General features: G+C 51.7%; 33 protein-coding genes. 31 read left to right on the forward strand and 2 right to left on the reverse strand.

What is annotated here, in order from left to right; translation table 11 throughout:
* Positions 1 to 15: 15 nt before the first annotated feature.
* The 3 genes from arsA to arsC are packed head-to-tail and all read left to right on the forward strand — an operon-like array spanning position 16 to position 3,542.
* Complete coding sequence (gene arsA / locus OGY08_RS02470) at positions 16 to 1,767, forward strand: arsenite efflux transporter ATPase subunit ArsA (RefSeq protein WP_100272201.1); 1,752 nt, start codon at positions 16 to 18, stop codon at positions 1,765 to 1,767.
* A gap of 47 nt (positions 1,768 to 1,814) precedes the next feature.
* Positions 1,815 to 3,104: an arsenite efflux transporter membrane subunit ArsB gene (arsB, locus tag OGY08_RS02475; RefSeq protein ID WP_100272202.1), complete on the forward strand. Its 1,290-nt coding sequence runs from the start codon at positions 1,815 to 1,817 to the stop codon at positions 3,102 to 3,104.
* A 12-nt stretch (positions 3,105 to 3,116) separates the two neighbouring features.
* Positions 3,117 to 3,542 (forward strand): glutaredoxin-dependent arsenate reductase, encoded by a 426-nt coding sequence (arsC, locus tag OGY08_RS02480; protein WP_100272203.1) that lies wholly within the window; start codon positions 3,117 to 3,119, stop codon positions 3,540 to 3,542.
* A 66-nt stretch (positions 3,543 to 3,608) separates the two neighbouring features.
* On the opposite strand, the gene OGY08_RS02485 is transcribed toward arsC, so the two are convergent.
* The gene (locus OGY08_RS02485; protein WP_065554936.1) at positions 3,609 to 3,905 is read right to left on the reverse strand and encodes an ArsR/SmtB family transcription factor; all 297 of its coding nucleotides are present in this window, start codon (positions 3,903 to 3,905) and stop codon (positions 3,609 to 3,611) included.
* 100 nt (positions 3,906 to 4,005) lie between these two features.
* Between OGY08_RS02485 and OGY08_RS02490 the strand changes: the two genes are divergently transcribed.
* The 7 genes from OGY08_RS02490 to OGY08_RS02520 all read left to right on the forward strand — a co-directional run bounded on the left by OGY08_RS02490 (position 4,006) and on the right by OGY08_RS02520 (position 8,252).
* Positions 4,006 to 5,097 (forward strand): permease, encoded by a 1,092-nt coding sequence (locus tag OGY08_RS02490; protein WP_100272204.1) that lies wholly within the window; start codon positions 4,006 to 4,008, stop codon positions 5,095 to 5,097.
* 282 nt (positions 5,098 to 5,379) lie between these two features.
* Entirely contained in the window at positions 5,380 to 5,613 is a 234-nt protein-coding gene (locus tag OGY08_RS02495) for a DinI family protein (protein ID WP_065554934.1), read from the forward strand.
* A 45-nt stretch (positions 5,614 to 5,658) separates the two neighbouring features.
* Entirely contained in the window at positions 5,659 to 5,904 is a 246-nt protein-coding gene (locus OGY08_RS02500) for a hypothetical protein (RefSeq protein WP_100272205.1), read from the forward strand.
* 129 nt (positions 5,905 to 6,033) lie between these two features.
* The gene (locus tag OGY08_RS02505; protein WP_065554933.1) at positions 6,034 to 6,234 is read left to right on the forward strand and encodes a hypothetical protein; all 201 of its coding nucleotides are present in this window, start codon (positions 6,034 to 6,036) and stop codon (positions 6,232 to 6,234) included.
* A gap of 2 nt (positions 6,235 to 6,236) precedes the next feature.
* Complete coding sequence (locus tag OGY08_RS02510) at positions 6,237 to 6,596, forward strand: RusA family crossover junction endodeoxyribonuclease (RefSeq protein WP_048221174.1); 360 nt, start codon at positions 6,237 to 6,239, stop codon at positions 6,594 to 6,596.
* On the forward strand, positions 6,593 to 7,633 hold the full coding sequence (locus OGY08_RS02515) for a DUF968 domain-containing protein (protein ID WP_100272206.1): 1,041 nt from the start codon (positions 6,593 to 6,595) through the stop codon (positions 7,631 to 7,633). The genes OGY08_RS02510 and OGY08_RS02515 overlap by 4 nt, the downstream gene beginning before the upstream one ends.
* Before the next feature lie 13 nt (positions 7,634 to 7,646).
* On the forward strand, positions 7,647 to 8,252 hold the full coding sequence (locus tag OGY08_RS02520) for a hypothetical protein (protein ID WP_060683642.1): 606 nt from the start codon (positions 7,647 to 7,649) through the stop codon (positions 8,250 to 8,252).
* Between the two features lie 311 nt (positions 8,253 to 8,563).
* On the opposite strand, the gene OGY08_RS02525 is transcribed toward OGY08_RS02520, so the two are convergent.
* A complete protein-coding gene (locus tag OGY08_RS02525; protein ID WP_060683643.1) occupies positions 8,564 to 8,938 on the reverse strand; it encodes a FlxA-like family protein in 375 nt (124 codons plus the stop codon).
* A gap of 144 nt (positions 8,939 to 9,082) precedes the next feature.
* Here OGY08_RS02525 and OGY08_RS02530 point away from each other — a divergent pair, with 144 nt between their 5' ends.
* The 21 genes from OGY08_RS02530 to OGY08_RS02630 form a co-directional block, all read left to right on the forward strand.
* Positions 9,083 to 9,271, forward strand: a complete 189-nt coding sequence (locus OGY08_RS02530) for a hypothetical protein (protein ID WP_060683644.1) — start codon at positions 9,083 to 9,085, stop codon at positions 9,269 to 9,271.
* Between the two features lie 431 nt (positions 9,272 to 9,702).
* On the forward strand, positions 9,703 to 9,981 hold the full coding sequence (locus OGY08_RS02535) for a phage holin (RefSeq protein WP_016150496.1): 279 nt from the start codon (positions 9,703 to 9,705) through the stop codon (positions 9,979 to 9,981).
* Entirely contained in the window at positions 9,953 to 10,501 is a 549-nt protein-coding gene (locus OGY08_RS02540) for a lysozyme (protein ID WP_219013478.1), read from the forward strand. Before OGY08_RS02535 ends, OGY08_RS02540 begins: the two co-directional genes overlap by 29 nt.
* Positions 10,498 to 11,013, forward strand: a complete 516-nt coding sequence (locus OGY08_RS02545; protein WP_060683646.1) for a DUF2514 domain-containing protein — start codon at positions 10,498 to 10,500, stop codon at positions 11,011 to 11,013. Before OGY08_RS02540 ends, OGY08_RS02545 begins: the two co-directional genes overlap by 4 nt.
* Before the next feature lie 473 nt (positions 11,014 to 11,486).
* The gene (locus OGY08_RS02550; RefSeq protein WP_044703081.1) at positions 11,487 to 11,690 is read left to right on the forward strand and encodes a hypothetical protein; all 204 of its coding nucleotides are present in this window, start codon (positions 11,487 to 11,489) and stop codon (positions 11,688 to 11,690) included.
* Between the two features lie 250 nt (positions 11,691 to 11,940).
* Positions 11,941 to 12,432, forward strand: coding sequence for a DUF1441 family protein (locus OGY08_RS02555; RefSeq protein WP_275388314.1), 492 nt, complete (start codon positions 11,941 to 11,943; stop codon positions 12,430 to 12,432).
* Entirely contained in the window at positions 12,432 to 14,534 is a 2,103-nt protein-coding gene (locus tag OGY08_RS02560; protein WP_125363797.1) for a phage terminase large subunit family protein, read from the forward strand. The genes OGY08_RS02555 and OGY08_RS02560 overlap by 1 nt, the downstream gene beginning before the upstream one ends.
* Positions 14,531 to 14,746 carry a DUF6148 family protein gene (locus OGY08_RS02565; RefSeq protein WP_125363798.1) on the forward strand — a complete coding sequence of 72 codons (216 nt, stop codon included), beginning with the start codon at positions 14,531 to 14,533 and terminating at the stop codon, positions 14,744 to 14,746. The genes OGY08_RS02560 and OGY08_RS02565 overlap by 4 nt, the downstream gene beginning before the upstream one ends.
* Entirely contained in the window at positions 14,743 to 16,251 is a 1,509-nt protein-coding gene (locus OGY08_RS02570; RefSeq protein ID WP_044700357.1) for a phage portal protein, read from the forward strand. The genes OGY08_RS02565 and OGY08_RS02570 overlap by 4 nt, the downstream gene beginning before the upstream one ends.
* Entirely contained in the window at positions 16,178 to 18,208 is a 2,031-nt protein-coding gene (locus tag OGY08_RS02575) for a ClpP-like prohead protease/major capsid protein fusion protein (protein WP_353622337.1), read from the forward strand. Before OGY08_RS02570 ends, OGY08_RS02575 begins: the two co-directional genes overlap by 74 nt.
* 91 nt (positions 18,209 to 18,299) lie before the next feature.
* Positions 18,300 to 18,626 (forward strand): DUF2190 family protein, encoded by a 327-nt coding sequence (locus tag OGY08_RS02580; protein ID WP_008784475.1) that lies wholly within the window; start codon positions 18,300 to 18,302, stop codon positions 18,624 to 18,626.
* On the forward strand, positions 18,619 to 18,894 hold the full coding sequence (locus OGY08_RS02585; RefSeq protein WP_125363800.1) for an ATP-binding protein: 276 nt from the start codon (positions 18,619 to 18,621) through the stop codon (positions 18,892 to 18,894). The genes OGY08_RS02580 and OGY08_RS02585 overlap by 8 nt, the downstream gene beginning before the upstream one ends.
* Positions 18,895 to 18,906: 12 nt before the next feature.
* Positions 18,907 to 19,461: a phage tail protein gene (locus OGY08_RS02590; RefSeq protein ID WP_008784477.1), complete on the forward strand. Its 555-nt coding sequence runs from the start codon at positions 18,907 to 18,909 to the stop codon at positions 19,459 to 19,461.
* Positions 19,458 to 19,856 carry a phage tail terminator protein gene (gene gpU / locus OGY08_RS02595; protein WP_125363801.1) on the forward strand — a complete coding sequence of 133 codons (399 nt, stop codon included), beginning with the start codon at positions 19,458 to 19,460 and terminating at the stop codon, positions 19,854 to 19,856. The genes OGY08_RS02590 and gpU overlap by 4 nt, the downstream gene beginning before the upstream one ends.
* A gap of 7 nt (positions 19,857 to 19,863) precedes the next feature.
* Complete coding sequence (locus OGY08_RS02600) at positions 19,864 to 20,601, forward strand: phage tail tube protein (protein WP_286565538.1); 738 nt, start codon at positions 19,864 to 19,866, stop codon at positions 20,599 to 20,601.
* A gap of 36 nt (positions 20,602 to 20,637) precedes the next feature.
* On the forward strand, positions 20,638 to 21,045 hold the full coding sequence (gene gpG, locus OGY08_RS02605; protein WP_008784480.1) for a phage tail assembly chaperone G: 408 nt from the start codon (positions 20,638 to 20,640) through the stop codon (positions 21,043 to 21,045).
* A 50-nt stretch (positions 21,046 to 21,095) separates the two neighbouring features.
* A complete protein-coding gene (locus tag OGY08_RS02610) occupies positions 21,096 to 21,374 on the forward strand; it encodes a phage tail assembly protein T (RefSeq protein ID WP_286565540.1) in 279 nt (92 codons plus the stop codon).
* Positions 21,352 to 23,868: a phage tail tape measure protein gene (locus tag OGY08_RS02615; protein ID WP_126317845.1), complete on the forward strand. Its 2,517-nt coding sequence runs from the start codon at positions 21,352 to 21,354 to the stop codon at positions 23,866 to 23,868. Before OGY08_RS02610 ends, OGY08_RS02615 begins: the two co-directional genes overlap by 23 nt.
* Before the next feature lie 3 nt (positions 23,869 to 23,871).
* On the forward strand, positions 23,872 to 24,219 hold the full coding sequence (locus tag OGY08_RS02620) for a phage tail protein (protein ID WP_125363803.1): 348 nt from the start codon (positions 23,872 to 23,874) through the stop codon (positions 24,217 to 24,219).
* Complete coding sequence (locus tag OGY08_RS02625; protein WP_286565543.1) at positions 24,216 to 24,971, forward strand: phage minor tail protein L; 756 nt, start codon at positions 24,216 to 24,218, stop codon at positions 24,969 to 24,971. Before OGY08_RS02620 ends, OGY08_RS02625 begins: the two co-directional genes overlap by 4 nt.
* 1 nt (position 24,972) lies before the next feature.
* Positions 24,973 to 25,669, forward strand: a 697-nt coding sequence (locus OGY08_RS02630) for a C40 family peptidase (protein WP_286565545.1), incomplete at its 3' end; no start/stop codon positions are given.

The following is a 25,669-nucleotide window of genomic DNA, read 5'->3' on the forward strand; positions in this document are numbered from 1 at the left end:
ATGTCAGGAGGACATATGAAATTCTTAGAGAACATCCCGCCTTACCTGTTTTTTACTGGCAAGGGAGGCGTAGGAAAAACGTCCATTTCCTGCGCGACGGCTATCCGCCTTGCCGAACAAGGTAAGCGGGTTTTGCTGGTCAGTACAGATCCGGCCTCCAATGTCGGCCAGGTATTCGACCAGGCTATCGGTAACACCATTCGCTCTGTGACAGCAGTTCCTGGACTTTCCGCTCTGGAGATTGACCCTCAGGAAGCCGCCCAACAATACCGCTCCAGAATCGTTGATCCTATCAAAGGTCTTCTGCCTGAAGACGTTGTTAACAGTATCAGCGAGCAGCTTTCAGGAGCCTGTACGACTGAGATTGCGGCGTTCGATGAGTTCACCGGCTTATTGACAGACGCTTCCCTGCTGACCCGCTTCGATCACATCATTTTTGATACAGCGCCGACGGGCCACACGATTCGCCTTCTCCAGCTACCCGGTGCCTGGAGTAGTTTCATTGAAAGTAATCCGGATGGTGCTTCCTGTCTTGGCCCAATGGCCGGGCTGGAAAAGCAGCGTGAGCAGTATGCTCATGCGGTAGAGGCGTTGTCCGATCCTGAACGTACCCGCCTGGTTCTGGTTGCACGACTGCAAAAATCTACGCTGCAGGAAGTAGCCCGCACCCATGAAGAACTGGCCGCAATTGGCCTGAAAAACCAGTACCTGGTTATTAATGGTGTGCTGCCTAAAGCCGAAGCTGAACATGACGCGCTGGCGGCTGCGATATGGCAACGTGAGCAGGAGGCACTGGCAAATCTTCCTGCCGGTTTATCTGAGCTACCGACAGATACCCTATTACTACAGCCAGTCAATATGGTTGGTGTTTCAGCCTTGAAGGGACTGCTGGATACCGGTTCTGAGGCATTACCGCTCCCGGTAACGAACATCCAGTACACGCCTGAAAACTTATCGCTCTCTGGCCTGGTCGATGATATCGCTCGCAGTGAGCACGGCCTGATTATGTTGATGGGCAAAGGTGGCGTAGGTAAAACCACGATGGCAGCGGCTATCGCCGTCAGGCTGGCAGACATGGGATTTGACGTGCATCTCACGACCTCTGATCCTGCTGCGCACCTGAGTACAACGCTGAACGGCAGCCTCAAAAACCTTCAGGTCAGCCGCATCAACCCTCACGATGAAACCGAACGCTATCGCCAGCATGTTCTTGAGACGAAGGGAAGAGATCTGGACGAAGCAGGGAAACGGCTACTGGAAGAGGATTTGCGCTCTCCCTGTACTGAAGAAATTGCCGTGTTTCAGGCCTTTTCCAGGGTGATTCGTGAAGCGGGTAAACGGTTTGTTGTCATGGATACCGCCCCTACCGGACACACGCTGTTGCTGCTGGATGCGACCGGGGCTTACCACCGCGAGATTGCCAAAAAAATGGGGAGTAAAGGTCATTTTACTACCCCAATGATGCAGCTTCAGGATCCGGATAGAACCAAAGTTCTGCTTGTTACGCTTCCTGAAACCACACCGGTTCTGGAAGCGGCAAACCTGCAGGCTGACCTTGAAAGAGCGGGGATTCATCCGTGGGGCTGGATTATCAATAACAGCCTTTCCATTGCGGATACGCGTTCTCCGTTGCTTTGCCAGCGCGCCCGGCAGGAACGGCCTCAGATTGAGGCTGTTAAGAATCAGCACGCTGAGCGTATAGCGCTTGTTCCGGTGCTGGCGTCAGAGCCCGCCGGTATTGAAAAGCTCAGAGAGTTGATGAGTTAATTTTTTGGCATATACAGGGCGGCAAAGTCGCCCTGTCAGGAGGTTTTATGTTACTGGCAGGCGCTATTTTTGTCCTGACCATTGTTTTGGTTATCTGGCAACCGAAGGGATTAGGGATCGGCTGGAGTGCAATGCTGGGCGCGGGACTGGCTCTGATATCAGGCGTTGTGCATGTGGGCGATATTCCGGTGGTGTGGAATATCGTCTGGAACGCGACGGCGACCTTTATTGCCGTAATTATTATCAGCCTGCTGCTTGATGAGTCCGGTTTTTTCGAATGGGCAGCGCTGCACGTTTCCCGCTGGGGTAATGGTCGTGGACGTTTGCTCTTTACGTATATCGTCCTGCTCGGTGCGGCGGTGGCGGCACTGTTTGCCAACGATGGTGCGGCACTTATTCTGACGCCGATAGTCATTGCCATGCTGCTGGCATTAGGGTTCAGCAAAGGCACCACGCTGGCATTCGTCATGGCTGCCGGTTTTATTGCCGATACGGCCAGCCTGCCGCTTATCGTGTCGAACCTGGTGAATATAGTCTCGGCGGACTTCTTTGGACTGGGCTTCACCGAATATGCATCGGTGATGGTACCGGTCGATATCGCCGCCATTACTGCCACACTAATTATGCTGCATCTGTTTTTCCGCAAGGACATCCCGCCAACTTACGATCTGGCCCTCCTAAAGAAACCAGCAGAAGCAATAAAAGATCCGGCTACATTCCGCACTGGTTGGATAGTTCTGATTCTCCTGCTTGTTGGTTTCTTCGTCCTCGAGCCGCTCGGTATTCCCGTTAGTGCGATTGCAGCGGTTGGGGCGATAATTCTGTTTGCAGTGGCGAAACGAGGCCATGCCATTAACACTGGTAAAGTGCTACATGGTGCACCCTGGCAGATCGTCATCTTCTCATTGGGGATGTACCTGGTGGTTTACGGTCTGCGCAACGCAGGGCTAACCGAATATCTTTCAGGTATTCTGAACGTGCTGGCTGATAAAGGACTCTGGGCCGCGACGCTGGGTACTGGCTTCCTGACGGCTTTCCTGTCTTCCATCATGAACAACATGCCTACCGTGCTGGTTGGCGCTCTTTCTATCGATGGAAGCACCGCAACAGGCGTTATCAAAGAAGCGATGATCTACGCCAACGTGATTGGCTGCGATCTGGGCCCGAAAATTACACCTATTGGTAGCCTGGCAACGCTGCTCTGGCTGCATGTACTTTCACAGAAGAATATGACCATCACCTGGGGATACTATTTCCGCACCGGGATCGTCATGACTCTGCCTGTGCTGTTTGTAACGCTGGCTGCGCTGGCGCTACGTCTCTCTTTCACTTTGTAATGAGATACTGATATGAGCAACATCACCATTTATCACAACCCGGCCTGCGGCACGTCGCGTAATACGCTGGAGATGATCCGCAACAGCGGTAATGAACCGACCGTTATTCATTACCTTGAAAATCCACCGTCTCGCGATGTACTGGTCAAACTTATTGCGGATATGGGGATTACAGTACGGGCGCTGCTGCGTAAGAACGTCGAGCCGTATGAGGAACTGGGCCTTGCAGAAGATAAATTTACTGACGATCAATTAATAGATTTTATGTTGCAACATCCGATCCTGATTAACCGTCCGATTGTGGTGACTCCACTAGGTACTAAACTATGTCGTCCTTCCGAGGTGGTTCTGGATATCCTTCCAGATGCTCAGAAAGCAGCTTTCGCCAAGGAAGACGGTGAAAAAGTCGTTGATGATTCAGGTAAAAGACTGAAATAACCTACAAAAGAGCCGCCTATAATTGGGTGGCTCCTTTATCAAATGAAAACAATGTAATGCTTCAATTTAATTCTTTAGGCTGTTGATGCAACATTCTTCGCGTAGAAAATCAATAATCGACTCTAACTTGTCATATTGAGAAACGCAGATTAAGGAGCGGCTTTCGCGATTTTGTTTAACCAATCCTACAGAAACTAGAGCGGAGATATGATGGCTCAGTGTTGAAGCAGGAATCGCAAGTTGTTTTTGTAGATCGCCTACAGGTAAACCTTGCTCACCGGCTTTAACAAGGTGTTTGAATATAAACAAACGTGTCGGATGGCCTAGCTCTTTCATAGCTTTGGCGACTTCTTCTAGCTGCATGGTGCCTTCCTCATTCAGTAATATTTCGATAATACCAGAAATATGTTGCTCTTACACATATAATTCGAATATTCTAGAAATGTGGTTTATTGGAGGTTTTATGAATAGCTTGATTTCTATGTTTACTAGCGCAGCAGAGATGTTCCTGTTTCTGGCTGTCGAGTTATCAGTCCTTTTTTTTCTGATTAGTGCAGGTGTTAGCCTTATCAGACAAAAGATACCCGACCATAAGATTCAAAAAATGTTAGGTGCGAAAAAGGGGAAAGGGTACATTCTTGCATCGTTGTTAGGAGCTGTAACACCGTTTTGCAGTTGCTCTACAATTCCCATGTTACGCGGGCTCTTATCAGCAAAAGCAGGCTTTGGTCCAACACTTACATTCTTGTTTGTTTCGCCTCTGCTTAACCCGATAATCATTGGTCTGATGTGGGTTACTTTTGGTTGGAAAGTGACCCTGCTATACGCTGTTATAGCAGCTACAGTTTCCGTACTGGCAAGTATTTTGTTAGATGTGCTTGGTTTTGACAGGCATATTGTCGAAACATCCAAATCCTTGGCTAATTGTTGTGGTGTTAGTAGGGGAAAAACTCTTGAAACCAAACTACAGAGTGCTCCAGCATGCTGTTCTGTATCAAATCAACAGGACGTAGAGGCTAATAGCTGTTCTAAATCGCAAAAAATATTTAAGAGTTTCTCAGCATTTCGGAGCATAAGTAGTGAATTGACCTGCGAAAAAGATCAAACAAATAAACAAAACTTCTCGAAAAGTGTAGTAAGAGATCCTAGTGTGATACGTCTGGCATTTCAGGACGCATGGATTCAATTTAAAGATGTATTACCTTATCTAATGTTAGGTATTGTTATTGGATCGTTTATCTACGGTTTTATCCCTGCTGAGTGGATTGCTACTCATGCTGGGAAAAATAATCCATTTGCCATTCCATTAAGTGCAGTTATTGGAATACCTCTTTATATACGGGCTGAGGCAGTAATTCCGTTGGCATCAGTCTTGATGGATAAAGGCATGGGGACGGGAGCAGTAATGGCTCTGATTATTGGTAGCGCAGGAGCTAGCCTGACGGAAGTAATACTGCTTAAATCCATGTTCAAAACACCCTTGATTGCTGCATTCCTGACCGTTATTTTGGGGATGGCAATTATTATGGGCTACCTAACACAGTTGTTATTTTAATTGGGTATGCTAGACAGAACCAGTGAAGATTGCAGGGGGCGAGCATATGAACGTTGTGAAATCACTCCTAATCAAAAATGTTATCCAAATTTAAGGACGTTGATAGCTCCGTACTTGCAATGGTGTTAAAACAACAAGTCCTTATAGAAATGAACCCGCTTCGGCGGGTTTTTTTTCATCAAATCTATAGGCTAAGGTTAACAATTTGTGCTCTTAAGTCATTGATCATTTCAAAGTATCGGTGTACTGTATAAACATACAGTATATGCAGTGAGGGCTAATATGATAGTTGAACTAACCATTGATAGTACTAAAGATCTTCCAAAGGGAGCTGTTCCGGCACTGGAGAAAGAATTGCTTAAAAGGTTGGGCAACCACTATGAGAACTGCAGCCTGAGCATACGACGTGCAGGCTCCGATGGTTTAAGTGTGTTTGGGGGTGACAAGGAAGATAAAAAGAAAATAGAGACTATTCTCCAGGAAACCTGGGAAAGTGCTGACGACTGGTTTTATTAATTATTTTGGGTGTTACTTTGATCCCGTTTGCATGGGGGAGTTTAAGTGAAAGAAAAATCAGAATTGCCCAAAAAAGGCTACGCAGTCATAAGATGTCACGATGGAGTTATCGTTGCCAGGCTGCAATCATTTCCTGAGTGTGAGCGCGCCCTGATGTACCGTCGCGGTAACATGGTGTCTTTCATGCCTCTTCAGGATAATGAAATTATTGGTACACCTACGTTGTTTACTCAGATGCTGGAAAGGGCTGGTTATCGCGTTACCCAAAAATCTGTTACACTCCCGTCTTAGGCCTGAACAACCTATACCTGCTGCGCCACAGGAGAAAAGCCCCATGGCGCAAGATCAATTCAAGCAATCCCTCATTCTGACGTTAACCAACGCCAGCGATTTTCTTTTTGCCGCATCCAGAGGTGCGTTATGAAGAAAAGCTGGTTTCTACATACTCAACTCACCACTGACCAGGCTGACGAACTGGAAGCCCGCTATCGCGCAAAGCATATTAAGACCGAGCGTAGTCTGGATAATGACTTCATTCACTGGACGATCAGCGCGTTCTTGCCAGAAGCATCTAAGCCTCCTCGCCAGGACAGAACCTGGCAACAACGGATCTGGAGGTGAATGTGAAAGTCTACGATATCACCCCAATGGGCAAGCCCAGAATGACGCGCGCTGACAAATGGAAAAAGCGCCCCGAGGTTCTGCGTTACCGGGCTTTCTGTGATGAAGTTCATCTGCAGGGTGTTGAGCTGCCGGAAAGCGGTTCGCATGTCACCTTCATTCTTCCTATGCCAGCGAGTTGGAGCAATAAGAAACGGACTGAGTTCAACGGTAAACCACACCAGACAAAACCTGATTTTGACAACATGATGAAAGCTCTGATGGATGCCATTTACGAAGATGACGCTCACATCTGGGATTCACGCGTCACAAAATTATGGGGAGAGAAGGGACAAATAATTATCGGGGAGATTGCAGAATGAGGGCGCTGCTGAAGCCGGTGGTTGCGCGTGAGCTTGGAATTGTGCTGCTCAAGCCGGGCAGTGAGCTGATGTCATTATTCAGTTGTGAACGTGTGCTGGTGGAAAGCCAGCCGGCAGGTATGGAACGGTTGCCTGCTGGCCGTGTTCCTGACGTTCGCCAGCCGCTTGCGTGTGACGAGTCGCTGCGACCGTTCTTCCTGGATGAAAAAGTTATTAAGGTTGCTGGTGGTTTGAGTGGCCTTGATTACTGGCTTCTGCGTTATGGCGGTAGCTGCTGCCAGTGGCCACACAGCGATTACCATTATCACGAGTTAACCACTCTGCGTCATGAACCCGGATCGGTTCTTCTGTGTGGACATTGTGATAACCATTTGCGTGACCATTACAGCGAACAACTTGCAGAGCTGGCGAGATGTAATGTTATTAGCTGGATTATCAACAGCATCATGGTGGCACTGAATCAGGATCCTTCCAGAGAACTGTCGCTGGCGGAGCTATGCTGGTGGGCGGTGCGTATGGGGGTTACCGACGCAATTCCCGAATCAGTAGCCAGTCGGGCGCTTCGTATTCCTTCGGAAGATCATCAGTCAGTCATGCATGAATGCGACGTCGAGCCGGGTGTAACCGCCACCAGCATCATTACAGCCAAAGCCAGCACAGTAACCGTGAACATGCCACCAGCGCAGGTGCCTGAGGTTAAGCCTGTAGTTGGTGTTCTGGTCGACCCTGAGTCCCCGCAAACCTATATGAAACGTCCAAAGCGTATCCGTTGGACGGCCCCCCGATATCTGGAATGGATTAAAACACAGCCCTGCGAATGCTGCGGCAAACCATCCGATGACCCACACCATTTAATTGGCTGGGGGCAGGGAGGTATGGCAACGAAGGCGCATGATATTTTCGCGATCCCTTTGTGTCGTCAGTGCCATACAGAACTACATAACGACCCGGTGAAGTTTGAGCGAAAGCATGTACCTCAGCCGGTAATGATTATCAGAGTGCTGGACCGGGCTTACGGGCTCGGTGTTCTGGTGTAAGGAGAAAAACAGGATGACACCACGTCAATGCCGCAATCATTTTGAAGCACTTGGTAAAGCAGCATCTGCGCCGCGTAAAAGTTGGCTCGGTAAATGTATCCTCCTGACGGGGATCCAGTCCGGATGGATTAAATCCCTGCTCACTACCTGGGGGGAAGGTGTGGGAGGAAAAACTGCTCCTCGTTTGCCGCGAGGACATGCGTGTTGGAATGTGCTTAAGGGACGGAACTGGTCAGATAAGGCACTCGAGCGATTCACCGTTGCGTTAAATCAGGCGAGAGAAGAGGGATTCCGTGGACAGCAGGCAATGAACAGGGCACACAGCATTCTCTGGCCCCAGTCACCCGCCAGTGTAATTGACGAGGCCCTGCATAGTGACGATGTCGATTTTGTTGAGCAATGCGTACTGCAGGCGCTGGATATAAACGATCCGGTTTATGTTGTTGGTCTTCAGTATTACACCACCCGAAAAAAAGTCTCAGACATAACCCGGGAACTACAGGCGATTGCGCCATGGCTGACACAAGAAAAGGCCAGAGAGCGAGTGAAGTGGTGTTTACAGATTTTCAGAGCAAAGGTGTTCTTGTCAGCGAAAGCACTTTTGGAAAGCAAGGAATAATATTTTTGCTTTTTTGTGCTGTTTTTTGTGTCTGGTATTGAAAACTACCCAGAAAGTTAGATAATCCATTTATGCTTGGCAGAGCTGCGCCACGATGGCAGCGACGAAAAGCGAACAATTTGAATATAACGAGAACCCCGCCAGCGCGGGGTTTTTGCTTTCCGGCGATACGACAGGGGTATTCGCGAGGTGTATTACACCAGTACCCCTGTCATATCGCCGTGCTGAATCGTTAACTTGAAAACAAGTTCTCACAACGCTCCAGTGCTTTTTCGTTTTTAACTCAAAGGAAAAATGGTTGGGGGTAGCTGCTAAACGTAGACATCAATATTTTTAGTATTATTCCCTGCAACGTTCGAACCTGATTTGTCACTTACCGTAGGTAATGCTCCCGATACCATTTGGTTTTTTTCTGCTTCTTGTTTTTGTAATTGAGCAATTTTTGCGTATATAGACTCGATTTGCCTTTGAATCATCTCCATCTGCTGTTTAAGCAGTTTTGCCTCATCTTCGGAGGTTACTTCATTTATTTTTGAACCCATGGCGCTGAGTTCTTTTGTCAACTCACCAATTTGTTTTTTCAGGTTTTGAATTTGTTGTGAAACAGAGTTGCCAGTACTTGAAGGTGCTTGTTTTACTGTGCTTTGTAGTATGTCCTGACCCAAAGTGCTAACTGTCATGCTCATGGTGGTTCCTCCGACCTTACATTTATTATCCATTATCGTCATCTTTCGAAATTACTTTATTAGCAAAGGTTAAGTTGTGGCTTCCTGCACCACAGCATCATTTGTGCCGCTCTATACTATCTGCTGAGTATCGCGGAGGAGCTTATGAAAGAAGGGTATTACTGGATTCAGCATGTCGGAGTTGTACAGGTAGCGTACTACACGAATGACACTGTTGATGACTTGGAAACGGGGAAAATAATCACAGGTGTTTGGCATCTGACCAGAGGCGATGACATTTGCCATAACGGTGAAGCAGATGTGTTAGAAGGTCCTCTCTCTCCACCATTGTAAACAACCGTACTTACTTCGAGGCTGCCGCGTGGCGGCCTTTTTCATTTCAGGCTCACGGATATCACTCACTACGTGCTTTGTTGATAAATCAAGCCCGTGAAGTCTGATCCTTTTAGAATAATAGTGCTGTTTGATTGCAGGTTTTTCTTATTGATTCTAAAGTTATAGAGCATCTAGTAAAAGCTCTCGTTTGACGTAAGTGTGATGAATCCCCCTAAGCGGAGGGGTGAAACTGACAGTAAACAAAGTCATGGAATGACATGCTTAGTGCACACGGGTCATGGTTTGTCAGCCAAAGGCCCACCGGGAGGCACCCGGCATCACGTTGACGCTTCAGTAATGCAATATGCTTATTTTCTGGCCCGTTCATTCGAACGGGCTTTTTTATTCCCCTTTCACAAAACGCCATCCGAAGAATCGGAGGTGAGGCTATGACCAGAATGAGCACCATTTACAGCAGACTTTCATATGGAACAGGCACCACGCTGACCGGCTGCGGTGTATCAGCGAAGGCATACGCCGAAACAGCTAAAACAGCAAAAGAGGTGTCCTGGATGTTGGCCGACAGAATTGCAGGGTTAAGCCTGAGCGACTGGGCAATTATTGTCGGTATCGCATGCACCGTTATCACCTGTGCAGTGAACTGGTACTACAGGCAAAAGGAAAGGGAGGACCGGCTTAATGGCAATGTCACCAAAGCTGAAGAATAAACTGAGCGCAGCGGTCGTTGGTTTGATTCTTGCCGGGGCTTCCGCGCCCGTGATTCTCGATCAGTTTCTGGATGAGAAAGAGGGTAATAGCGAGCAGGCGTATCGTGACGGCGGCGGGCTCTGGACGATTTGCCGTGGCGCCACGGTGGTTGATGGTAAACCCGTTATCCAGAGTATGAAGCTGTCAGCTGAGAAATGTGCCCAGGTGAACGCCATTGAACGCGACAAGGCGCTGGCATGGGTTGAACGAAATATAAAAGTTCCGCTGACCGAGCCGCAGAAAGCAGGTATCGCTTCTTTCTGCCCCTATAACATCGGCCCCGGAAAATGCTTCCCGTCTACGTTCTATAAGCGCATCAATGCTGGCGACCGTAAAGGAGCCTGTGAAGCGATCCGCTGGTGGATTAAAGACGGCGGCCGCGATTGTCGTCTGACCAAAGGTCAGAAAAATGGCTGCTATGGCCAGGTAGAACGACGAGACCAGGAAAGCGCGCTGGCGTGCTGGGGGATAGAACAGTGAGCCTGCGCTATCAGTTCATTGCCATTTCGGTGCTGGTGGCCGTCGCATTTATCGCCGGAAACGAGTGGAGTAACCGCGGTTGGGAAAAAAAGTGGGCGGAACGTGATAGTGCGGAATCATCGCAAACAGCGAACGCGCAGACCGCCGCCCGCATGATTGAACAAGGGCGAATTATTGACCGTGATGAGGCTGTAAAAGATGCACAAGCACAAGCCGCTAAATCTGCTGCCACTGCTGCTGGCCTGTCTGCCACTGTTAGCCAGTTGCGCACCGAAGCAACAAAGCTTGTCGCCCGCCTGGACGCCGCAAAGCACACCTCAGATCTTGCCGCTGCCGTCAGAAGCAAAACAGCCGGAGCCGACGCCGCAGTGCTCGCCGACATGCTCGGACGCCTTGCAGAAGAAGCTCGATATTATGCTGAGCGATCTGACGAAAGCTACCGAGCTGGAATGACATGTGAGCGTGTTTACGACTCGGTGAGACATTCGAATAACAACAGGGTTACACGATGAACGCCCACGTGCAGTGGCTGTGCTTGATGGTAGGATTGACGGAAAGAGGGAAAAACTTAAGGTGCTTGAGGTAACGATTACTTTAATTTTTTACTGGTATATCGCTTTTGCAATTCGAGTTTCGCCCAGTGCATAAGGAACTCGATTATGGGAGTCGCATAAGGGGAAAGTGCGTTAAGAAAGTCAATTAGAGTTGTGTCTGTCATATTGTATCTCCTTCAAACCAAAATTGTGGAGATGGCTGAGGATTTCAGTCATCTATTGTAGGGCCTAATAGGTCTTCCCATTAGTGAGTCGTAAAGATTGCGACTCTTTAAAAGATTCATTACAGGAGATATGGAAATGGTTTCGCTTCGTTTGAATAAAGCTGTGTTAATCAGCCCCACAGGTATTCGCTGAGTGTCTGCGATCATGCTTTACTAAATAATTCATGGGTTTATCATGGTTACTCTTTGATAAAAGGAGTTTTGGTAATGAAATTTCTCTGGGTTGTATGCATTATTTGCGGAGTTATTGGGTTTGTGCAGGGAATTATCGGGGTGTTCGGTGCTGTTAGTGCGCCTCAGCAGGCTGCTGGTGCAGCAATGGGCGTTGCATGGGCGGTAATCCCATATTGCATCTGTCGTGCTATCCAACAGATGAGACCACAAGAAGTGGTAATCAAAAAAGACGAATGATACTCAGCTATCACATCGAATAAGCCTCGCAAGAGCGGGGCTTTTTAATGCCCGCCACCTATCATTGCAAGTGATAATCATTATTATTAAATGGGTCCTCCCGGCGGGGTGGCCTGCCACGGGGCGGCGTGCTCGCGGGAATCGGCTAGTTTTTGCGATCTATGGTCATCATCATCATTCGTGCAATCCATTGATTTTTCAAACCACGATTTTTCAATGATGTCGAATCGTTCAAAAAGTGTTCACCATCATGGGCCAGGAAATTGCTTCGTTAAAACTCAACATTAACCAGCTGGCTGGCATCACTGGCGTGCATCGGCAGACTGTTGCCGCCAGGCTAAAAAATGTTGAACCTGCCGCCGGTAGTAACAGCAAACTCAAGCTGTATCTCGTCACCGATATTTTGAGTGAACTGATGATTCCGACCGTCTCAACGTCCAACGTAGAGGAAATGGAACCATCGGACAGGCTCGCGCACTGGAAGGCCGAGAACGAGCGGCTGAAATTTGAGGTAGATACGAAGCAGCTCATTCCCGCTGAAGACGTTGCCAGAGAATTTTCACTGATGGCGAAAGCTGTTGTAACGGTGCTTGAAACTCTACCGGACATTCTTGAGCGCGACTGCGCACTGACACCAGCCGCTGTCTCGCGTGTGCAAGACGTGATTGATGATTTGCGTGATCAGGTTGCACAAAAAGTAATGGACGCCGAACAAGAGGAGGAAGAGCCAGAGGAGGACTGATGGCAAAACGGGCATCAGCCAGAGGTATCCGCCGGGATATCTCCGGTATTTTACGTGCCCCGCGTCGCATGAAGGTAGCTGATGCGGTCCGCGATTTCATGCGTGTCCCTATCGGTGCGGGTAACTCTGTTAAGTGGGATCCAAATCTGGCCCCTTACATCATCGAGCCGATGAATAGCCTGGCTTCAAGAGAATACGATGCTGTGGTGTTTGTAGGGCCTGCCCGAACAGGGAAAACGATTGGTCTGATTGATGGCTGGATTGTCTATAACATCGTTTGTGATCCCGCAGATATGCTGGTCATACAGGTATCCGAAGAAAAAGCGCGTGAGCACTCAAAGAAACGCCTCGATCGCACATTCCGCTGTAGTCCTGATGTGAAATCACGACTCAGCCCGCGCCGGAACGATAATAACGTCCACGACCGTACATTTCGTGCAGGGAATTATCTAAAGATTGGCTGGCCGTCGGTGAATATCATGTCCTCGTCAGACTATAAAAGTGTAGCGCTGACTGACTACGATCGTTTCCCTGAGGATATCGACGGCGAGGGTGATGCGTTTTCTCTTGGTTCGAAACGAACCACCACATTTATGTCCAGCGGGATGACGCTTGTAGAAAGTTCTCCCGGTCGCGAGATCCGTGACACCAAATGGCGACCAACCAGCGCGCATGAAGCTCCCCCGACAACAGGAATATTATCGCTATTTAATAAAGGTGATCGGCGACGGCTTTACTGGCCATGCCCGCATTGCGGGGAATATTTTCAGCCGGAAATCGCCAATATGACAGGATTCCGTGAGACGCCTGACCCCGTTGTAGCAAGTGAATCTGCCTACCTCCAGTGCCCAGCATGCAAAGGCAAAATTACGCCCGAGATGAAGCGTGACCTGAATATTCGCCATGTATGGTTGCGTGATGGGGAAAAAATGGACCGGGACGGCAAGCGATATGGTGAACCCCGCAGATCTCGTATCGCCTCGTTCTGGATGGAAGGCCCGGCAGCTGCTTATCAGACCTGGGCGCAGATGATGTACAAATTCCTGACTGCTGAGCAGGAATATGAGGCCACCCAGAGCGAAGAAACGCTCAAAACAGTTGTAAACACCGACTTTGGGCGACCCTATTTGCCCCGCGCCAATCTGGAGCAGCGTAAAAGCGAACTGCTGGAGCAACGTGCCGAAGATGTACCAAAGCGAACGGTTCCAGATGGTGTGCTGTTTATGACTGCAACGGTCGATGTTCAGGGCGGCAAATCCCGGCGTTTCGTGGTGCAGGTCACTGGCTACGGTGCACAGGGTGAACGTTGGGTTGTGGACCGCTACAACATCCGGCAGTCATTAAGGGCCAATGAGCACGGCGAGTGTTATCCCATAGACCCGGCAAGTTATCCGGAAGACTGGGATTTGTTGCTGTCAGACGTGTTCGAAAAGTCATGGGCATTAGCAAGTGACCCGTCGAAACGTATGCGCCTTATGGCGATGGCTGTCGATTCCGGCGGGGAAGATGGCGTCACCGACAACGCTTACAAATTCTGGCGCAAATGTCGTCGTGAAGGGCTGGGCAAAAAGATTTATCTCTTTAAGGGGGACAGTGTACACCGTTCGAAACTCATCACCCGTACTTTCCCTGACAACACTGATAGATCCACACGACGTGCAAAAGCCGCCGGTGATGTGCCGCTTTATCTTCTCCAGACCGACGCACTTAAAGACCAGGTGAATAACGCTTTGTGGCGTGATTCGCCTGGCCCGAATTACGTGCATTTCCCTGACTGGCTCGGCAGCTGGTTTTACGATGAACTGACCTATGAGGAGCGATCGACCGATGGCAAATGGAGTAAGCCGGGACGTGGTGCAAACGAAGCATTTGACCTGCTGGTCTACGCAGATGCGCTCGCCATCCTCCACGGCTACGAGAAAATCAAATGGCCCGCTGCTCCTGAGTGGGCGAGGCGGGAAACCTGGCTGGAGAACGCGCCGCCGGAAGCTGGCGAAGCGGCATCCCAGACACCAGAACCAGTACCCACCAAAAAACGGAAGCGGAAAAATCCCGTAACCGATGATTCTAACCCCTGGAGTACATCAGGAGGATGGTTGTGAACCGTGTTGATATTGAAACCATGATCCAGCGATATACCGAAGCCGAAATGGCGGTGCTGGATGGCAAAACTATCCGTTTCAATGGGCAGGAAATGACGATGGAGAACCTGTCGGAAATCCGAAAAGGGCGTCAGGAGTGGGAGCGTCGGCTCTCTTCTCTTATTTCTCATCGCCGCGGGCGACCCGGTTACCGACTGGCGAGGTTTGAATGAGCCTTTTAGATGATGCGATTGGGGTCTTTTCGCCTGGCTGGAAAGCAGCCCGTCTGCAGGCGCGCGCGAAAATCAGGGCATATGAAGCCGTTACCCCGACCAGAACGCACAAAGGGCGCCGTGAAAATCGTTCAGCTGATCAGCTCAGCAAAATGGGGGCGGTATCACTGCGGGAGCAGGCCCGGTGGCTCGATAACAATCACGATCTGGTGATTGGGGTGTTCGATAAGCTGGAAGAGAGGGTGGTGGGGAAAGCCGGAATTATTGTTGAACCCCATCCCAAACTGATGAACGGTAAAATCGCCAAAAAGCTGGCAGATCAGATCCGTAATAAATGGGCAGAATGGTCTGTCAGGCCTGATGTCACGAACCAGTTTACCCGCCCGATGCTTGAGCGCCTGATGTTGCGCACCTGGCTGCGGGATGGCGAAGTGTTTGCCCAGCTTGTCAGTGGAACCGGGAATGGTCTTACGCCAGCAGCCGGTATCCCCTTCTGGCTTGAAGCGCTTGAACCAGATTTTATTCCCATGAACAGCGATGCTGCCAGCCAGCTTAATCAGGGGGTATTCGTCGACAACTGGGGCAGACCAAGGAAATATCAGGTTTATAAAAGCCTGCCCGTTTCAGGCCGTCAGCTTGATACCAAAGAAGTGGATGCGGAAAACATGCTGCATCTTAAATTTGTCCGCCGTCTGCACCAGACCCGGGGCGTATCGATGCTATCCGGTGTACTGATGCGTCTGAGCGCACTTAAAGAGTATGAAGATGCTGAGCTCACCGCCGCACGTATTGCTGCTGCGCTGGGTATGTACATCAAAAAGGGGGACGGGCAAAGCTTCGAAGAGAGTAACAGTTCTTCCGATGATGATGATCGGGAAGTGATGATTCAGCCAGGCATCATTTATGACGATCTGAAGCCTGGTGAAGATATCGGCATGGTGAAATCTGACCGGCCCAATCCTAACCTTGAAACCTTCCGTAATGGGCAACTTCGCGCTGTCGCAGCAGGCAGCCGACTCAGCTTTTCAAGCACAGCCAGAAACTACAACGGCACCTACAGCGCGCAGCGGCAGGAACTGGTGGAATCAACAGATGGCTATCTCATTTTACAGGACTGGTTTATTGGCGCGGTGACCCGGCCAATGTACCGCGCCTGGCTGAAAATGGCGGTGGCCGCTGGCGAGATTAAATTACCCCGCGGTCTGGATATGGAGTCGCTGTACTCGGCGGTGTATTCCGGCCCTGTTATGCCGTGGATCGATCCGGTTAAAGAGGCCAATGCCTGGAAGTTACAGATCCGGGGCGGAGCGGCAACGGAATCCGACTGGGTCCGCGCCAGCGGACGTAACCCGAACGATGTGAAGGCGCGCCGGAAGGCAGAGATCGACGAAAACAAAGAGATGGGGCTGGTGTTTGACACTGACCCTGCCAATGACAAAGGAGGCACAAGTGCCGAAGCCAAAGAACCGGGCGCACCACCGTCCGAAAGCCAGCGCAAAAAGTAATTCCTGGTTCCGTATGCAGGCCAGCGCCGACAACGAAGCGGATATTTATATCTACGACGAGATCGGCTACTGGGGGGTGACGGCGCGCCAGTTTGTGAATGACCTGAAGGCGCTGGGCGATATTACCCATATCAACCTTCACATCAATTCGCCCGGTGGCGATGTCTTTGATGGCATCGCCATTTTTAATGCCCTGAAGCATCACGGCGCGGCAATCACCGTTCACATTGATGGTCTGGCAGCTTCAATGGCTTCGGTGATTGCGATGGTTGGCAACCCGGTAATTATGCCGGAAAACACGATGATGATGATCCACAAACCATGGGGATTTGCGGGTGGTGATGCCAACGACATGCGGGATTATGCCGATCTGCTGGATAAGGTCGAGTCTGTCCTGATCCCTGCCTACGCGGAGAAAACTGGAAAAACGACCGAAGAAATCGCCGCCATGCTGGACGATGAAACCTGGATGGACGGTAAAGAATGCTTAGCGCATGGCTTTGCCGATCAGGTCACTACCTCTCTGCAGGCAATGGCCTGTATTCAATCAAAACGTATCGAGGATTTTGAAAAGATGCCAAACAGCATTCGCAACATGATCACCCCACCGCGCAATATCACTGCGCGTGAGCCACAACAACCTCAGCCGCAGGTGACTACGCCTCAGCCGGCAGCATCAGATGAAGCGACAATCCGTGCTCAGGTTCTCGCCGAGCAAAAGAGCCGCGTAAATGGTATCAACGATCTCTTTGCGATGTTCGGCGGCAAGCATCATGAGCTGCAGAATAAATGCATCGCGGATCCGGAGTGCACAGTGGCTCAGGCTAAAGATGAACTGCTGGCGGCGCTGGGCAAAAATGCTACACCGTCGAATAAAACCACGGATGCGCATATTTACGCCGGGAACGGTAACTTTGTTGGAGATGGTGTCCGCCAGGCGCTGATGGCGCGCGCGGGCTTCGAGAGCATGGAGCGGGACAACGTCTATAACGGCATGACGCTGCGCGAATATGCCCGTATGGCGCTGACCGAGCGCGGCATCGGCGTTTCCAGCTATAACCCGATGCAGATGGTCGGTATGGCACTGACACACAGCACGTCTGACTTCGGTAATATCCTGCTCGATGTTGCTAATAAAGCGTTGCTGCAGGGCTGGGAGGAAGCGGCAGAAACTTTCGAGCAGTGGACTAAGAAAGGCCAGTTGTCAGACTTTAAAACGGCACATCGTGTCGGTCTTGGTGGTTTTTCTTCCCTGCGCCAGGTTCGCGAGGGGGCTGAATATAAGTATGTGACCACCAAAGATAAAGGTGAAAGCATTGCGCTGGCCACCTACGGGGAAATCTTCTCTATTACCCGTCAGGCGATCATCAACGACGATCTGAATCAGTTAACCGATGTACCTATGAAGATGGGCCGCGCGGCAAAAGGGACGATCGGCGATCTGGTGTATGCCGTTCTGACCGAAAACGCGAAATTGTCTGATGGCAAGCCGCTGTTCCATGCTGATCACGGCAATATCTCCGCAGGCGCGATTTCTGTAGCCAGCCTTGATGAAGCGCGCAAGATGATGCGTCTGCAGAAAGAGGGTGAGCGTCCCCTGAATATTCGCCCGGCATTCATGCTGGTGCCTGTCGCGCTCGAAACCCTGGCAAACCAGACGATCAAGTCTGCCAGTGTGAAAGGGGCGGATATCAACGCCGGTATCATGAACCCAATTCAGAACTTTGCTGAAGTTATCGCGGAGCCGCGTCTTGACGCCAAAGACACCAGCGCCTGGTATCTGGCCGCCGCTAAGGGCACGGACACCATCGAAGTGGCTTACCTGAACGGCGTTGATACTCCGTATATCGATCAGCAGGAAGGCTTCACGACCGACGGTATTGCCACCAAAGTGCGCATCGATGCCGGTGTATCTCCTCTGGATTATCGCGGCCTGGCGAAATCAACCGGGAAATAATCCCTTCCACTCAAGCAGCACATCACAGCCCATAAGGGCTTTTTTTGTATCTGAATTCGGCCCCGTATGGGGCTGGATGGAGACTGAATTTATGGCGAAGAATTTTGTACAGCATGGCAAAACTATTGAGATTGCCAACACGGGCAGCGTTGAGATCCTGAGTGGTTCGCCGGTGATGGTGGGGAAAGTCGTGGCGATTGCCATTACTGATATTGCGGCAGGCCAGACGGGAGACGGTTTTACCGAAGGTGTTTTCCTGCTGCCTAAGCTGACTACCGATGCGATCACCATCGGTGAGCAGGTTCATATAAAAGATGGAAAAGTGCAGAACGACGCGACAGGTGCCGATCTGGCTGGGGTTGCCTGGGAAGATGCTGCTGCCAGTTCCGCAATTGTAGCCGTGAAAATCAATGCCTAATCCCTTTGACAGACTTGTCAACCGCATGGATGCGGTCACGGTGAACAAAATGGGCAAGCCAGCGACCATCAACGGGGAGCCCATGATTGTTATTCCGGCTGAGTTTCTGGAAGAAATGGGGCCTTTGAGCGGAACAGGGCGATCGCTGGTGGTGTTTACTGCAGGATACAGGCCGCGTCGTAATGACGTGGTGATTTTTGAAGGGGAGGAATTCCATCTTACCCGTCACGAACGCTTTAACGGCAAACCGCGCATCTTTATCGAGTAAGCAGGAGGGAGTATGTCGATTAAGGGGCTGGAGCAGGCCATTGCTAATCTGAACAGCATCAGTAAAAGAGCTGTACCGCGCGCTTCCGCCCAGACGGTGAACCGTATCGCCACGCAGGCGGTCAATCGCAGTGTGTCCGCTGTCGCGAAATCAACCCGCGTTCCCCGAAAACTGGTCAGGCAGCGTGCACGGATACGTCGGGCTACGGTGGAGAAGCCGCGCGCTCTGATTCGCATAAACCGCGGGAATCTTCCCGCTATCAAACTGGGACCATCCAGTATGCGTCTGTCACGGCGTAAACGTGATAAGTCAGGTGCGAACAGTGAGCTGCGTGTGGGGCGTTTTCGTTTTCCCGGGGCCTTTATTCAACAACTGGCAAACGGTCGCTGGCATGTCTTGCGGCGTACCACAAAGAGTCGGTATCCCATTGAAGTGGTCAGTATTCCCCTTTCCGTTCCTCTGACCGAAACGTTCCGGGCTGAAGTGCCAAAACTTATGGACGAACGTATGCCGCAAATTATGCGACAAAACCTGTCTAACCAACTGAGGCTGATCCTTAAACGATGAAAAACAGTGATATCCGCAAAGCCGTACTAACCGCGCTCCAGCGCAATATCTCAGATGCAGTGACATGGTTCGATGGTCGTCCTGGGTTTCTGGATGAGCAGGATCTTCCGGCGGTTGCGGTTTACCTTTCTGACGCCCGAGCCTCGGATGAAAGTGTTGATGAAGATATGTGGACAGCCGTGCTGCATGTTGAGGTGTTTCTAAAAGCCACGGCTACAGACAGTGCTCTGGATTCCTGGATGGAGGACCGCATCTATCCGGCAATGGCTGATGTTCCCGAACTGGCAAATCTTCTCGAATTGATGGCGGCTCAGAGGTATGACTATCAGCGCGATGAAGAGGCCATGACGTGGGGATCTGCCGACCTCAGTTATTCCATCAGCTACATTATGTGAGGACGTAATGACTACACCAAACCCACTGGCGCCGGTAAAGGGTGCCACCACCACACTCTGGATTTATTCCGGGTCGGGCAACCCGTTCGCTAACCCATTATCGGATGTTGACTGGACGCGCCTGGCAAAGATTAAAGACCTGCAGCCCGGTGAACTGACTGCCGAATCAAACGACGACACCTATCTGGATGATGCGGATGCTGACTGGACGTCCACTTCACAGGGCCAGAAATCGGCGGGGGAGGCCAGTTTTACGCTGGCCTGGAAACCTGCCGAGAGCGGGCAGCAGGATCTGGTTCGCTGGTTTGATGACGGTACCGTGCTGGCGTACAAAATCAAATACCCGAATGGCACCATCGATGTGTTCCGTGGCTGGGTAAGCAGCCTGGGTAAAACGGTGACGGCAAAAGACACCATTACCCGTTCTGTCAAAATCAGCAACAACGGCAAACCTGGTCTTGCTGAAGACAGCGCTGCTGCAGTGATTGACGTAACCGGCGTCAGCCTGGATAAATCGACCACCACCGTTGCGGTTGCTGCCACCACCACGCTGAATGTCACCGTGGCGCCAGCCAGCGCAAGCGATCCATCTTTCCGGGCCACCACCACGGATGCAGGTAAAGCCACGGTGACTGTCGCCGGTACGGTGCTGACGGTAACCGGTATTGCAGCCGGAACCGCTGACATTATTGTGATGACTAACGACGGGCTGTTTGTCGCGATCTGTAAAGTCACCGTTGCCTGACTTCCGGGGCTGTGGCCCCGCTTTCTGGAGTAATCCATGTTTTTAAAAAGTGAGCCGTTCGAACGCAACGGCAAGACCGTCACGCTCTACGAACTGTCGGCGCTGCAGCGTATTGAGCATCTTGAACACCTGAAGACGCTGGAAAGTATCACCGATGCCGACATGCAGGCGGCGATGGATATGACGATTAAATCCGGCGCACTGCTGGTGGCCATGTCTTTATGGCATGGACATCCCCTGAAAGGGGCGCACAAAACGCCGAAAGAAGACGTTGAGCAGATCCAGAATGAAGTACTGATGACCTGGCCGCTGGAGATTGTTTCCGCAGCAGAGTACAGCGTGAAGCTGCTGTCCGGCATGGTGCCGCTGCAGGAAGCGAATGATCCAGAGGATGTTGCTGTGACTGAGCCGGTCAGTCTGGAAAAGTCCTCGCCAGCGAGCTGACATTCGTCCTGAAACTGGCGCGTGAATTTCGCCGCCCGGACTGGCGCGCCATGCTTGCTGATATGTCGTCAACGGAATACGCCGACTGGCGAACGTTCTACCAGGACAATTTTTTTAATGATGTGCAACTGGATGCACATTTTTCCTCGCTGATGCATATCGTCATTACCGCGCTTGACCCCAAAACCACATCAACCCCTGCCAGCTTCAGCCTGCTTTCACCTTCAGCGGAGGATATTGCCGACGATGAACCCGGTGACGCTGTGCTGATGGCAAAGGCCGAGGGCATTTCAGGAGGTGTTCGCTATGGCCCAGACGGCAGTGGGTGACCTGGTCGTTAATCTTGATGTTAACTCGTCAAAGTTCAACGAGCAGATGGAGTACGTAAAAAGGCAGTTTAAGCAGACGGGTGACGCAGCGAATGACTCGGCGCTGAAGGTACAGCAGTCATTTACCCGCCAGGAGAGCGCCGCGAAGAAGGCCGGTATTTCTGTCGGCCAGTACAACGCGGCGATGCGTATGCTGCCTGCGCAGTTTACGGATATCGCCACCCAACTGGCCGGTGGACAGAGTCCGTGGCTTATCCTGCTGCAGCAGGGCGGTCAGGTGAAAGACTCCTTCGGCGGTATCATTCCGACCTTTCGGGCGCTGCTGGGCACCATATCGCCGGTGATGGTAGGTGTTGGCGCGCTGGCGGCCGCCACTGGCGCGGTGTTTTACGCCTGGTATCAGGGCTCGTCCACGCTGTCTGATTTCAACAAAACGCTGGTCCTGTCCGGTAACACTGCCGGGCTGACCTCAAACCGCATGCTGGTGCTGGCGAAATCCGGCGAGCAGGCGGGACTCACGTTTAACCAGACCAGCAGCGCGCTGACGGAGCTGGTCAACGCCGGAGTGCGTGCCGGTGCCCGGTTCGATGAGATGAGTCAGGCGGTAGCGAAATTTACCGATGCGTCGGGTGTGCCGGTCGATAAGGTGGCGGCGGCATTCGGCAAACTGACGAACGATCCGACCTCTGGTCTGATTGCCATGGCGCAGCAGTTCCACAACGTCACAGCGGAACAGATTGCTTATGTGGCGCAGCTGCAGCGTGCCGGGGATGAAGCCGGGGCGCTGCAGGCAGCTAATGATGCGGCGACGAACGGTTTTCGTGAGCAGACAAAGAGCCTGCGCGACAATATGGGGTCGATTGAGTCTGCTGCCGACAGCCTGAAGCGTGCCTTTAAATCGATGTGGGATGCAGCGCTCGATATCGGGCGGCCTGACACCACGCAGGAGATGGTTGCCAAAGCTGAAGCGGCCTTTAAGCGGGCGGATGAAATCTGGAATCTGCGTAAAGGTGATGGTTATGTCAATGATGATGCGCGCGCCAGCTACTGGAACGATCGGGAATCTGCCCGCCTTGCACTGGAAATGGCGCAACAGCAGGCCAGTGTGGCAAAGGCAACTGAGGATAACGCCGCGCGCGAGGCGGTGATTGAATCTGACCGCCAGAAGTATGCCGTGCAGGCGCAGTCGAATTATGCAAAGACGCAGACTGCGCTGGAGAAGTACACGGCCCGTCAGAATGAACTGAACAAGGCGCTGAAAGACGGTCGGATCCTCCAGGCTGACTACAACATCAATCTGGAAGCAGCGAAAAAAGAATACGACGACTCGCTGAAGAAACCCAAAGCCCCTTCAGCGGTGAAAACACCTGCAGGAGTAAAAAGCGTCGATACTGCCAGCGCGCAAACGCTGGAGCTGGAGGCGCAGTTACGCACTCTGCAGGAGCATAAGAGCATCACGGATACCATCAGCCAGCAGCGGCAGGAATTGTGGAAACAGCAATCCCGCTTTTCGGTGCTGGAAGAGGCCGCCAAAAAGCGCGCGCTGACCGCCGATGAAAAATCGGTGCTGGCGAACAAAGACGAGGTACTGGCGCGGGCCGAAGTGAATGCCCGGTTGGGCGATCAGATTGTTGCCCAGGAACGGTTAAACCGCCTGCAGGACAGCTCGCAGAAGTACGTTACCCAGATTGGGGAGAAAACCCGAGCGCTTGTGGCCGGGGGCAGCATGAGCAGTCGCGGCGCGCAGCGGCAAAACGAAGAGGCACAGCTGCGGCAGGGCTGGATGAATGCCGGCGGTACGGACACCGATCAGGGTTATCAGAACGAACTGGATGCACTGAAGAAATATTATGCCGCGCAGGACGAGCTACGTGGCAACTGGCAGGCCGGGGCGAAATCAGCGTGGGCTGACTATGCCGATTCAGCAGCTGATGCCTATGGTTCGATGAAGTCCGCTGCTTCAGCCACATTCGATGGTATCAGCCAGAATATGGCCGATATGCTGACGACAGGGAAAGCAAACTGGGCAGATTTCACCCGTTCCACGTTGTCGATGCTGACGCAGATTCTGATGAAGCAGGCTATGGCTGGCCTGGTCAGTTCCGCCACGTCAGCGCTGGGTTTTGCTGGTGGTGGTTATACCGGGTCCGGCGGCAAGTATGAACCAGCAGGTGTGGTGCACCGTGGAGAGTTTGTCTTTACGCAGGAAGCCACCAACCGAATCGGTGTCGGCAACCTTTATCGCATGATGCGCGGTTATGCGACTGGTGGCCTGGTCGGGGGGAGTGGCGCTGGCGTTGCTTCTCCTTTTGGTGTCAGCGTGTATGCGCCGGTTTCGGTTACAACAAGCCAGGGGGATTCCGGTCAACAGAAAGGAAGCGGCGATGCGCTGGGGAAAGCCTATCAGCAGGTGATCAACAGCTCCATCAGGGAAGGTATCACCAGAGAAGTCCGGCCAGGTGGCATCATCTGGAATGCAACAAAACAGAGGTAAGCAATGGCGATCGAGCATTTTGCATGGCGGATTAAAGCATCCAGCCAGCCGACCCTGAAAAGTAAGGATACCGTCCGCACGGCACAGTTTGGTGATGGCTATAAGCAAGTGTCAGGTGCCGGTCTGAATGATGAAACGCTCAGCTATGAGTTTTCATTTACCGGCGAACCGGGAACCGTCAAGGATATCTATGTTTTCCTGCGGCGCCATAAGACGAAATCCTTTTCGTTTACCCCGCCTGGCGGTGATCTTGCGCTCTGGCGCGTTGAGGCAGACAGCCTGCAGCGCGTCACCAAAAGTAAAACGGTTGAAACCGTATCAGCCACATTTGAACAGGCGTTTGCACCATGAGCTTAAACAGTGATTATCAGAAACTTGAGCCGGGCAATGTTGTCCGACTTTTTGATGTCGATGGCACCTCATTTGGTGTTTCCGACGTTCTCCGCTTCCACGCCCACAACATTGTCCACACTCCCGATGAAATTGCCGCTGCTGGTGGAGATGAAAAAAAGCTACCGGCGAAATCAATCTGGTGGCAGGGGCAGGAATATAAAGCCTGGCCCTGCCAGATCGAGGGTATTGAGACGGCGACCGACGGGACCAGCGCGCAGCCGACGCTGTCGGTAGCTAACCTGGATAGTTCCATTACGGCGCTGTGTCTTACTTATGATGACCTGCTGCAGGCAAAGGTCACGATTCATGACACGCTGGCGCAGTATCTGGATGCGAAAAACTATCCGGAGGGAAACCCGTCAGCGGATCCGCAGCAGGAAAAGCTGAAGGTGTTTTACATTGACGCCAAGAGCACTGAAACCAACGAGGTGGTGGCGTTTACGTTGTCCAGTCCAATGGACCTGCAGGGGTTGATGATCCCGACGCGCCAGCTACATTCGCTTTGTACCTGGTGTATCCGTAACAAATATCGCTCAGGTGATGGATGTGACTATGCCGGAACGCGTTATTTCGACAAGCACAACAACCCGGTTAACGATCCGTCACTCGATGAATGTCCCGGTACGCTCACTGCGTGCAAGTTGAGGCATGGCGAGGGGAACGAGTTGCCGTTCGGTGGCTTCCCTGGCACATCCCTGATCAGGAGCTGATATGCGTCAGAAAATTATCGACGCCATTATGGCGCATGCTGCTGCTGAATATCCGCGTGAATGCTGCGGCGTAGTGGTGCAAAAAAGCAGGGTGCAGCGGTACATTCCCTGCCGTAATCTGGCAACCGATCCGACAGAGCATTTCCACCTGTCGCCGGAAGATTACGCCGCTGCCGAAGACTGGGGAACAGTGATTGCCATTGTCCACAGCCACCCGGATGCCACGACGCAGGCGAGCGAACTGGATAAGGCACAGTGTGACGCTATGTTACTTCCGTGGCACATCGTCAGCTGGCCGGAGGGGGATCTGCGTACCATTCAGCCGCGGGGCGAGCTGCCGCTACTGGAGCGCCCGTTTGTGCTCGGTCACTTCGATTGCTGGGGGCTGGTGATGAGCTATTTCCGGCAAACGCACGGCATTGAGCTGACGGATTACCGCGTGGATTATCCCTGGTGGGAGGACAGTTACCCCGAAAACTTCTACCATGATTGCTGGTATGAATGCGGATTCCGTGAATTCAGTGGCGTGCCGCAGCCAGGTGATATGGTTATCATGCAGGTCCAGGCTAATAAGTGGAACCATGCAGGGATCCTGCTGGAAGGCAATATGCTACTCCACCATCTTTATGGCCATTTGAGTCAGCGTGTGCCTTATGGCGGCTACTGGCAGGAACGGACGATGAAGGTTCTACGGTATA

Origin of the sequence: Citrobacter sp. Cpo069 (genome assembly GCF_030332785.1) — a bacterium.
Lineage (GTDB): Bacteria > Pseudomonadota > Gammaproteobacteria > Enterobacterales > Enterobacteriaceae > Citrobacter > Citrobacter portucalensis.

Coding starts and splice junctions, on each gene's coding strand:
- OGY08_RS02505 (WP_065554933.1), top strand. CDS start 6,034: ATGAAGAAAAGCTGGTTTCTACATACTCAACTCACCACTGACCAGGCT.
- OGY08_RS02515 (WP_100272206.1), top strand. CDS start 6,593: ATGAGGGCGCTGCTGAAGCCGGTGGTTGCGCGTGAGCTTGGAATTGTG.
- OGY08_RS02560 (WP_125363797.1), top strand. CDS start 12,432: ATGGCAAAACGGGCATCAGCCAGAGGTATCCGCCGGGATATCTCCGGT.
- OGY08_RS02590 (WP_008784477.1), top strand. CDS start 18,907: ATGTCGATTAAGGGGCTGGAGCAGGCCATTGCTAATCTGAACAGCATC.
- OGY08_RS02530 (WP_060683644.1), top strand. CDS start 9,083: ATGAAAGAAGGGTATTACTGGATTCAGCATGTCGGAGTTGTACAGGTA.
- OGY08_RS02585 (WP_125363800.1), top strand. CDS start 18,619: ATGCCTAATCCCTTTGACAGACTTGTCAACCGCATGGATGCGGTCACG.
- OGY08_RS02610 (WP_286565540.1), top strand. CDS start 21,096: ATGCTTGCTGATATGTCGTCAACGGAATACGCCGACTGGCGAACGTTC.
- OGY08_RS02485 (WP_065554936.1), bottom strand. CDS start 3,905: ATGCAGCTAGAAGAAGTCGCCAAAGCTATGAAAGAGCTAGGCCATCCG.
- gpU (WP_125363801.1), top strand. CDS start 19,458: ATGAAAAACAGTGATATCCGCAAAGCCGTACTAACCGCGCTCCAGCGC.
- gpG (WP_008784480.1), top strand. CDS start 20,638: ATGTTTTTAAAAAGTGAGCCGTTCGAACGCAACGGCAAGACCGTCACG.
- OGY08_RS02570 (WP_044700357.1), top strand. CDS start 14,743: ATGAGCCTTTTAGATGATGCGATTGGGGTCTTTTCGCCTGGCTGGAAA.
- OGY08_RS02575 (WP_353622337.1), top strand. CDS start 16,178: ATGACAAAGGAGGCACAAGTGCCGAAGCCAAAGAACCGGGCGCACCAC.
- arsB (WP_100272202.1), top strand. CDS start 1,815: ATGTTACTGGCAGGCGCTATTTTTGTCCTGACCATTGTTTTGGTTATC.
- OGY08_RS02555 (WP_275388314.1), top strand. CDS start 11,941: ATGGGCCAGGAAATTGCTTCGTTAAAACTCAACATTAACCAGCTGGCT.
- OGY08_RS02580 (WP_008784475.1), top strand. CDS start 18,300: ATGGCGAAGAATTTTGTACAGCATGGCAAAACTATTGAGATTGCCAAC.
- OGY08_RS02540 (WP_219013478.1), top strand. CDS start 9,953: ATGGCAATGTCACCAAAGCTGAAGAATAAACTGAGCGCAGCGGTCGTT.
- arsC (WP_100272203.1), top strand. CDS start 3,117: ATGAGCAACATCACCATTTATCACAACCCGGCCTGCGGCACGTCGCGT.
- OGY08_RS02620 (WP_125363803.1), top strand. CDS start 23,872: ATGGCGATCGAGCATTTTGCATGGCGGATTAAAGCATCCAGCCAGCCG.
- OGY08_RS02525 (WP_060683643.1), bottom strand. CDS start 8,938: ATGAGCATGACAGTTAGCACTTTGGGTCAGGACATACTACAAAGCACA.
- OGY08_RS02600 (WP_286565538.1), top strand. CDS start 19,864: ATGACTACACCAAACCCACTGGCGCCGGTAAAGGGTGCCACCACCACA.
- arsA (WP_100272201.1), top strand. CDS start 16: ATGAAATTCTTAGAGAACATCCCGCCTTACCTGTTTTTTACTGGCAAG.
- OGY08_RS02625 (WP_286565543.1), top strand. CDS start 24,216: ATGAGCTTAAACAGTGATTATCAGAAACTTGAGCCGGGCAATGTTGTC.
- OGY08_RS02615 (WP_126317845.1), top strand. CDS start 21,352: ATGGCCCAGACGGCAGTGGGTGACCTGGTCGTTAATCTTGATGTTAAC.
- OGY08_RS02550 (WP_044703081.1), top strand. CDS start 11,487: ATGAAATTTCTCTGGGTTGTATGCATTATTTGCGGAGTTATTGGGTTT.
- OGY08_RS02490 (WP_100272204.1), top strand. CDS start 4,006: ATGAATAGCTTGATTTCTATGTTTACTAGCGCAGCAGAGATGTTCCTG.
- OGY08_RS02495 (WP_065554934.1), top strand. CDS start 5,380: ATGATAGTTGAACTAACCATTGATAGTACTAAAGATCTTCCAAAGGGA.
- OGY08_RS02520 (WP_060683642.1), top strand. CDS start 7,647: ATGACACCACGTCAATGCCGCAATCATTTTGAAGCACTTGGTAAAGCA.
- OGY08_RS02535 (WP_016150496.1), top strand. CDS start 9,703: ATGACCAGAATGAGCACCATTTACAGCAGACTTTCATATGGAACAGGC.